This is a genomic window from Enterococcus italicus DSM 15952 (genome assembly GCF_000185365.1).
Lineage (GTDB): Bacteria > Bacillota > Bacilli > Lactobacillales > Enterococcaceae > Enterococcus_G > Enterococcus_G italicus.
In genome coordinates, this window is the sequence record NZ_GL622250.1 from 1 (window position 1) to 1,505 (window position 1,505).

3 protein-coding genes are annotated in these 1,505 nt (G+C 40.3%); all 3 read left to right on the forward strand.

Going from position 1 to position 1,505, the window contains the following annotated elements; all coding sequences use genetic code 11:
* A partial coding sequence (locus HMPREF9088_RS12495) for a helix-turn-helix domain-containing protein (RefSeq protein ID WP_155802039.1) occupies positions 1 to 199 on the forward strand: 199 nt, incomplete at its 5' end.
* A gap of 115 nt (positions 200 to 314) precedes the next feature.
* Entirely contained in the window at positions 315 to 647 is a 333-nt protein-coding gene (locus HMPREF9088_RS12500) for a helix-turn-helix domain-containing protein (RefSeq protein ID WP_248632147.1), read from the forward strand.
* A partial coding sequence (locus tag HMPREF9088_RS11055) for an IS3 family transposase (RefSeq protein ID WP_007209341.1) occupies positions 632 to 1,505 on the forward strand: 874 nt, incomplete at its 3' end. The genes HMPREF9088_RS12500 and HMPREF9088_RS11055, both read left to right, overlap by 16 nt.

Here is a 1,505-nt window from a genome sequence, read left to right on the forward strand (position 1 = left end):
AGTTGAGAATTATCTCAATGGTCAAAGCAGTATCAATAAAACAGCTCAAGAAGCAGGTGTGAACTGGAGTACAATAAAAAGATGGATAGCCATTTATGAAAATGAAGGACCTACAGGATTATTACCAACCAAAAAGAATCGTCACTACTCAAAAGAACGAAAAAGTCGAAGCCGTTCTATACTATCTGGATGGATTTGAAGGATTGGAGGCAGTCGCAAAAAAATATGGTTTACGGAACAAGGTACAGCTCCAAGACTGGATAAAGATATATAATACTCATGGAACCTTTAAATCAGAAAGTGGTGGAAGTAAAGTGAGTCAGACAAAAAAGTTCAGTTTAGAAGAGCGTATAGCGATTGTATTGTACTGTATTGCCAACAACTACGATTACAGTGGCACAGCTGTAAAGTACCAAGTGACCTATCAGAACGTTTATAACTGGGTCAAGCGTTACGAGAAATTGGGAGAAGCAGGACTCGAAGATCGTCGTGGTCACCGCAAGGCAAACCAAGAAAGTCGAACACCTGAAGAAGAAGCAAAAATTAGAATTGCGCAGTTGGAAGAAAAGGTAAAATACCAACAGATGGAGATTGACCTGTTAAAAAAAGTAAAGGAATTAGAAAGAAGGGATTGGCAAAAGAAGTAAAAAATTGGCACGCTTATGAAGCAATCAAGGAACTACATGAAGAAAAACTTTATCCTGTTCAGCCCATGTGCAAGATATTGAATGTTAGCCGGTCGGCTTACAATCGTTGGGTGAAACATCCCTATAGCCCACGGAGGATGGCGAACAACGAACTTGCCAAAACAGTCAGAGCAATCCATGATGAACACCCGGACATGGGCTATCGCCGGATCAAAGACGAACTAAAACGGACGTACGATCAAAACGTGAACGATAAGCGCGTCTTACGTATCTGTCGTGAAGAAAAAATTCAATCTTCAATCAAACATCCGGCAAATAGTATTACTAAAAGAGGTCGTCATCCATATTACGTAGCGGAGAATATCCTGAATCGTGATTTTTCTGCCACAGCACCAAATACAAAGTGGGTCACCGATATTACAGAGTTCAAGTACTACATTGGTCTCGAGGTGCATAAGGTCTACTTGAGTGCCATCCTAGATTTATATGATCGACGTATCGTTGCTTACGTCATCAGCGAGAGGAACGACCTACCACTGGTACTGGATACCTTTGATAAGGCACGATCAGCTGAACCTGATGCACAGCCAATTTTCCACAGTGATCGTGGATTTCAATATACCAATAAAAAAATGTACGAAAGAATTAGTGATGCACAAATGATTCAAAGCATGTCTCGAGTTGGAAAATGTATCGATAACGGTCCTATGGAAGGCTTCTGGGGCATTCTAAAGCGTGAAAACTATTATGGTCGTAAGTTTACAAAGAAACAAAACTTGACCGACATGATAACTGATTTTATTGACTACTATAATAATGGTCGTTACCAAAGAAAACTACATGTCCTCACACCGATGG